Raw genomic sequence first — 6,797 nt, forward strand, 5'->3', positions numbered from 1 at the left:
CGGCGTCCGGGCGGTGCCGGTCGTCAGCCACGGCTCAGACCTGCGTGTGGTCGCGGACCGCGGCGACGATCCGCGCGACCGCCTCGGCCACCGGCACCCCGTTCTCCTGGCGGCCGTCGCGGTAGCGGAACGAGACCGCACCCGCGTCGACGTCCTCGCCGCCCGCGATGAGCACGAACGGGATCTTCTGCGTGCTCGCGTTGCGGATCTTCTTGCCGAAGCGGTCGTCGCTGCGGTCCACCTCCGCGCGGATCCCCTGCGCTCGCAGCTGCGCGACGACGTCGTCGAGGTAGCCCTCGAACGGCTCCGCGACCGGCACCGCGAGCACCTGGACGGGCGCGAGCCACGCCGGGAACGCGCCCGCGTAGTGCTCGACGAGGATGCCGAAGAAGCGCTCGATCGAGCCGAACAGCGCGCGGTGGATCATCACGGGACGCTGGCGCGACCCGTCGGGTGCCGTGTACTCGAGCTCGAACAGCTCCGGCTCGAAGAAGTCGAGCTGGATGGTCGAGAGCTGCCAGGTACGACCGATGGCGTCCTTGACCTGCACCGAGATCTTCGGGCCGTAGAACGCGGCGCCGCCCGGGTCGTCGACCAGGTGCAGCCCGGACGCGGTGGCGACCTCGCGCAGGGTCTCGGTCGCCTCGTGCCAGGTCGCGTCGTCGCCGACCGACTTCTCGGGGTCGCGGGTCGACAGCTCGAGGTAGAAGTCGTCGAGGCCGTAGTCGCGCAGCAGGTCGAGCACGAAGGTCAGCAGCGAGCCGAGCTCCTCGCGCATCTGCTCACGCGTGGTGTAGATGTGCGCGTCGTCCTGGGTGAAGCCGCGCGCGCGGGTCAGGCCGTGCACGACGCCGGACTTCTCGTAGCGGTACACCGTCCCGAACTCGAACAGCCGCAGCGGCAGCTCGCGGTACGAGCGACCGCGCGAGCGGTAGACGAGGTTGTGCATCGGGCAGTTCATGGGCTTGAGGTAGTAGTCCTGGCCCTCGCGCTTGACCGTGCCGTCCTCGTGGAACTCGGTGTCGAGCTTCATCGGGGGGTACATGCCGTCCGCGTACCACTCGAGGTGACGCGAGGTGTGGAACAGCTTGGCCTTCGTGATGTGCGGGCTGTTGACGAACGAGTAGCCCGCCTCGACGTGCCGACGGCGCGAGTACTCCTCCATCTCCATGCGCACGATCCCGCCCTTGGGGTGGAACACCGCCAGGCCCGAGCCGATCTCGTCGGGGAACGAGAACAGGTCGAGCTCGTTGCCGAGCCGGCGGTGGTCGCGGCGCTCGGCCTCGGCCAGCCGGTCGAGGTGGGCCTTGAGCTCGTCCTTGCTGGGCCACGCGGTGCCGTACACGCGCTGGAGCTGAGGGTTCTTCTCGCTGCCGCGCCAGTAGGCGGCCGCCGACCGCATGAGCTGGAAGCCGTTGCCGATCAGCCGGGTGCTCGGCAGGTGCGGGCCGCGGCACAGGTCCTGCCAGACGACCTTCTCGCTCTCCCGGCCGGCGCCGCGCACGTTCTGGTAGATCGACAGCCCACCGAGGCCGACCTCGACGCTCGCGCCGTCCGCCGCGCCCGGGTCGCCCTTGAGGCCGATCAGCTCGAGCTTGTACGGCTCGCCGGCGAGCACCTCGCGCGCCTCCGTCTCGGAGACGTCCCAGCGCCGGAAGGTCTGCCCCTCCTTGACGATGCGCGACATGACCTTCTCGAGCGCGCGCAGGTCCTCGGGGGTGAACGGGGTCTCGACGTCGAAGTCGTAGTAGAAGCCGTCGGTGATCGGCGGTCCGATGCCCAGCTTGGCGGACGGGTTGACCTCCTGGACGGCCTGCGCGAGCACGTGCGCCGCGCTGTGCCGCAGCACGGCCAGCCCGTCGGGCTCGTGCACGCTCACCGGCTCGACGACCTTCGCGTCCTCGGGCAGCGGCAGGTGCAGGTCGCGCAGCTCGCCGTCCACGCGCACGACGACGACGTCCTTGCGGTCACCGAAGAGGTCCGTGCCCGTCGTGCCCGCCTGCACCGTGGTCGCGGTTCCGTCGACGGTGAGGGCGATCTGAACAGGCACGGGGTGGTGGCCTTCCTCGGGAGCTCACGCGGTCACCCGCGCGACGTGGTGTTCCGCCGGGCAGCGGACCCGTCGATGCTACCTGCGCAGGTCCCCGACCTCGCGCGCATTGCCACGACGAGGACCCCGTCACGACGAGGACCGCGCCACGACGAGGACGGCGCCACGACGAGGACAGCGGTCGGAGACGACGAAGGCCGCCTCGCGGCGGCCTTCGTCGATGTGGTGGTGGGCGATACTGGGTTCGAACCAGTGACCTCCTCGGTGTGAACGAGGCGCTCTACCACTGAGCCAATCGCCCGGGGTCTCCCCGGCGCACCTCCCGGGGGCGGCGCTGACGAGGATGCTACCCGCCCAGCCCGCAGATTCCGAAACCGGCCCGCGTCGCGGTCATCTGGGGCACGATGAGCACCGGATGCGACATCGAGCTCGCCCAGATTGCTGTCGGTCAGGTCTCAAGCCGTCGCCGCGAGCGACCGATTACTCGGGTATGTGTCACTCGCGAGTGGAGGTCCACGCCGGGCTCGGCGCGCGGGGAGGTGCATGCACCCACGTTGGGCACGCTCACAAGGCGTCCCACCGGGTGAACCTGGGTGCAGTTCCGGTCCAATCGGGCAGACCCGCTGCCATGATGGGACCAACAGCCCATGTAGACGAGGAGGGGACCCGATGACGCGCTCGTCGTATGACGTCGTCGAGGTCTTCGCCATGCAGCTGATCGGGAGTGACGCGAGCGTCATCCCGGTGAGCGCAGAACTTTCTTTCCGGACGTCGGATCCGTACACGGTGCGCGCGGTCTTCACCGGCCCGCACACCATGTCGACCTGGCTCATCGGCCGCGAGCTGCTCTCCATGGGCATGCACGCGTCGTCGGATGCGCCCGCCGGAAGTGGCGACGTCCAGGTATGGCGGGACGAGGATCCCGACTACGCGCTCGTGTCGCTCAGCGGGGTCGAGGGCAGTGCGCTCCTCGCCGCTCCCAGCGAACCCATCGTCAGGTTCCTCGCCGGCACGGAGGCACTCGTGCCCCTGGGTGCGGAGAGCGATCGCATGGAGTCGGAGATCTCGGCGTTCATCGCCGCGCTCCTGACCGCCTGATCACTGATCATCCGACCGGTCCCGTCACCGACGACGGGGCCGGTCGTCGTCCGTCCGGGGCCGCCGTCTCCGTCCGGGACGGACGCCTGACCGTCAGGGGTCGAGGTCGTCGAGCGCCCTCGCCTGGAAGAGCTCCGCGGCGGCACGCGAGAGCTCACCGACCGTCACGTCGTGCTCGTCGAGCGAGACGACCGGCGACACGTTGCGGATCGAGCCCGTGAGCGTGAGGTGGGCGGCGCCCGTCAGGACCTCGTCGAGCACGTCGTAGGGCAGCTCGCCCGGCGCGGCCTCCCGCACCGGGACGCCAGCCGCGGCAGCCCACTCGATCAGGAGCTCGCGCGTGATCCCCGCGAGGCAGCCGCTCGAGAGCGGCGGGGTGACGAGCTCCCCGGCGCGCTCGACGACGACGTTCGAGCCGGTCCCCTCGCACAGCTCGCCGACCGTGTTCGCGAGCACGGCCTCGTCGGCGCCCTGGCGGTGCGCCCGCGCGAGCGCGACGACGTTCTCGGCGTAGGACGTGGTCTTGAGGCCCGCGACCGCCGAACGCTCGTTCCGCACCCACGGCACCCGCACGACACGGCTGGACGCCGCGCGCGTCGCGGGACCGGCCAGGACGACGAGCGACGGACGCTGCTCCTCGGGCTCGTCGCGGTGCGACCCCAACGGCCCTGGCCCACCCGTGTACGTGATGCGCAGCCGCCCGGCGTCACCCGCCGCGGCCAGCACCTCGGCCACGGCGTCGCGGACGCGTCCCTCGTCGGGTGCGGGCAACCCGAGACCTGCCGCGGACCGGGCCAGCCGGCGCAGGTGCCGGGTCAGCGCGAACGCCTGCCCGGAGTACACCGCGCACGTCTCGAAGACGCCGTCCCCGACGGTGACCCCGTGGTCGACTCCCGTCAGGATGCGGTCGGTGGGTGCGTGCAGCCGTCCGTCGGCCCAGATCACGACGCTCATGGTCGCCAGTCTCCCACCGCGGTCACGTCCGTCAGGGACGTCACGTCCGCCGGGGACGTCGCGTCCGCCGGTGAGGTCTCCTCCGTCAGGGACGCGGCGCCGACGCGAGGCCGACGAGGCGCGCGGCCTTGAGCTCGGTCTCGTCCCACTCGGCGTCGGGGTCGCTCCCCCACGTGATGCCCGCGCCCGTGCCGAACCGCAGCACGCCCGCGCCCTCGTCGTCGCCGGCCCACCAGAACGTGCGGATGCCGACGGCGAGCTCGGCGCGCGTGCGACCGTCGTCGCCGACGTGCACCCAGCCGACCAGGCCGCAGTACGGCCCGCGCGGACCGGCCTCGAGCTCGTCGATCACCCGCAGCGCCGACGACTTCGGCGCACCCGACACCGAGCCCGGCGGGTAGGTGGCCGCGAGGACCTGAGCCCACCGGTCGGGCGCCCGGGCGACGGCCGGGTCCAGCGCGCCCTGGACCGTCGAGACCAGGTGCACGAGCCCAGGGTGCTCCTCGACGCCCAGCAGGGTCGTGACCTCGACGGTGCCCGGCCGGCAGACGTGCTGGAGGTCGTTGCGGACGAGGTCGGTGATCATGACGTTCTCGGCGGCGTCCTTGGGTGTGAGACCCTCACGGGTCGCCGCGGTGCCCTTGATGGGCGCCGACGTCAGGACGTCGTCCTCGAGCCGCAGGAACAGCTCCGGAGACGCCGTGACGACCCACACCGGGTCGACGCCCGCCACGCCCCGCGGGACGTGCACGTGACCGGCGAACGGCGCGGGGTTGCCGGCCGCCAGCACCTGCGCGAGCGCGCGTGCGTCGGGCTCGTCGTGCGACGAGCCCAGGGGTGCGCTCAGGACGCGACAGAGGTTCGCCTGGTAGACGTCGCCCTCACGCACGTGGTCACGCACCGACTGCACCGCGGCGACGTACTCGGCCCGGGTCACCGCGCTCGTCCAGTCGTCGGCCCGCGGGCCGCGCCAGGGACCGATCACCGGCTCGCTGGAGGCATCGTCGGACGGCTCGTCGGACGGACCGTCTGGCCTGACCGACGCGTGGGCGAACCGCCACGCCCGGACCCGACCCTCGAACTCCCCCACCAGGACCCACCACCCCGGCTCGCTCAGCCGCTGCGGCTCGGCCAGCACGTCGACGCTCTCCACCACGTCACGCAGGTGCACGCCGGCGAACCGAGCGCTGGCGGGAGGGGCAACCACCCGCCCACCGTAGCCGCCGCGCGTGCGGCGCCCGGCGCGCGTTCAGGGCGCGGTGGCCCCGTCGTCGGTGCTGTCACCTGCACGGCGACGCCAGAACGCGACGACGGCCAGGCCCAGCACGAGGGGGCCGACGATCGTGACGACGCGCCACACGATCGTCGCCGCGACGATCTCCGGCTCCCAGGCCACGCCCGCGATCGTCGTCCACGCGCCCACGAGGACCGCGTCCATGATCCCGAACCCGAACATCGGCATGAGGGTGATCGGGTAGGCGACCAGGAACGCCGCCAGGACGTCGACGGCGGTCAGGGCGCTCATCGGCACGCCGACCGCGCGCAGGGCCAGCAGCAGCATCGAGCCGTCGGCTAGCACCATCGCGACGAGCGCGAGCAACGACGGCACCAGGCCCGTGCGCAGCCGGTCCGAGGTCCGCGCGCGCAGGTCCACGAGGTAGTCCGCCCACGCCTGCGGGTCGACGTCCTTGCGGAACCGCCCGACGAGGGCGCCCGCCTGTCGACCCATCCACGCCGCGAGCGTGGTCGAGCGCAGCAGCATCGCCAGGGCCGCGACGCAGGCGGCCGCGACGAGCCCGCACACGAGCGCCGTGACCCACTGCCTGCTCTCGACCCCCTCGCCCAGCAGCAGGAGCACGACACCGACCACGGGGACACCGAACCGCACGGCATAGAACGTCGCGGTGTTGAGCCCCACGCCCGCCAGGCCCGCGGCCGGGTCGACGCCCCACGCGCGGAACATCGAGACGCGCACGACCACGTCCGCAGGCGGCGGTGTGAAGCTCCCGACGAGGTAGGCCGCGAGGTCGTTCTGCAACGAGCGGAACAGGCTGAGGCCCGCGACGTACTGCTGCAGCGGCACCGCGTTGAGCACCTGGCGGAGCAGCAGCAGCGCCAGCAGGGGCAGGATCACCCACGCCGGGACGTGCCCGAACGCGTCCGCGACCGCGTGCCAGTCGATCGCCCCCACGAGCCGCGACACCGCGAACCACGCGAACACCGCCAGCGCAGCCCACAGCACGAGGCGCAGCGGGCGCCGCCACCACGCGGGCGGCACGTCGTCGTCCGGCCCTGCGGCCGACGCCCCGGCGACCGTCATCGCGACCGCGGTGCCGTGCGGGACGTGCCCATCGCGCCCTCCCCGGGTCGTGCGGCGCGCGCGGCGGCGGTCGTCGGACGACGACGGCTGTGAGCGCCTCGCCGCAACATATCGGCTCACGTGCGTCGTGCGGCGATGCCGGGCACCCGACCCGCCGCCCGTCACGGGCCTCGACGGTTCCCGCGTCCCCGAGCGTCGCGGCAGCAGCGCGGTTAGCGTGCCAGCATGTCGCGATCGTTCGAGGCGGGCCCGTTCCGGGGGGTCGAGTGATGACCCGCGCGGCGGCCGCGCGCGAGCTCGTGCTGGTCAGGCATGGCGAGAGCGTCGGCAACCTCGCGGCTGCTGCCGCGGCTCGAGCCGGTGCGGACCGGCTCC

The 6,797-nt window shown here is 72.5% G+C and carries 5 protein-coding genes and 1 tRNA gene; 1 reads left to right on the plus strand and 5 read right to left on the minus strand.

Going from position 1 to position 6,797, the window contains the following annotated elements:
- Positions 1–34 precede the first annotated feature (34 nt).
- Positions 35–2,050: a threonine--tRNA ligase gene (gene thrS, locus CGE01nite_RS07660; protein WP_141370035.1), complete on the minus strand. Its 2,016-nt coding sequence runs from the start codon at positions 2,048–2,050 to the stop codon at positions 35–37.
- 226 nt (positions 2,051–2,276) lie between these two features.
- Positions 2,277–2,351, minus strand: a tRNA-Val gene (locus CGE01nite_RS07665).
- Between the two features lie 368 nt (positions 2,352–2,719).
- Between CGE01nite_RS07665 and CGE01nite_RS07670 the strand changes: the two genes are divergently transcribed.
- Entirely contained in the window at positions 2,720–3,148 is a 429-nt protein-coding gene (locus tag CGE01nite_RS07670) for an SsgA family sporulation/cell division regulator (protein ID WP_141370037.1), read from the plus strand.
- A gap of 93 nt (positions 3,149–3,241) precedes the next feature.
- On the opposite strand, the gene CGE01nite_RS07675 is transcribed toward CGE01nite_RS07670, so the two are convergent.
- The 3 genes from CGE01nite_RS07675 to CGE01nite_RS07685 all read right to left on the minus strand — a co-directional run bounded on the left by CGE01nite_RS07675 (position 3,242) and on the right by CGE01nite_RS07685 (position 6,422).
- Entirely contained in the window at positions 3,242–4,102 is an 861-nt protein-coding gene (locus tag CGE01nite_RS07675; protein WP_048343394.1) for an aminotransferase class IV, read from the minus strand.
- An 85-nt stretch (positions 4,103–4,187) separates the two neighbouring features.
- Positions 4,188–5,309 carry a chorismate-binding protein gene (locus CGE01nite_RS07680; protein WP_141370039.1) on the minus strand — a complete coding sequence of 374 codons (1,122 nt, stop codon included), beginning with the start codon at positions 5,307–5,309 and terminating at the stop codon, positions 4,188–4,190.
- 42 nt (positions 5,310–5,351) lie between these two features.
- Positions 5,352–6,422, minus strand: a complete 1,071-nt coding sequence (locus CGE01nite_RS07685) for a lysylphosphatidylglycerol synthase domain-containing protein (RefSeq protein ID WP_141370041.1) — start codon at positions 6,420–6,422, stop codon at positions 5,352–5,354.
- Between the last annotated feature and the right edge of the window lie 375 nt (positions 6,423–6,797).

This window comes from Cellulomonas gelida (assembly GCF_006538725.1).
Taxonomy (GTDB): Bacteria; Actinomycetota; Actinomycetes; order Actinomycetales; family Cellulomonadaceae; genus Cellulomonas; species Cellulomonas gelida.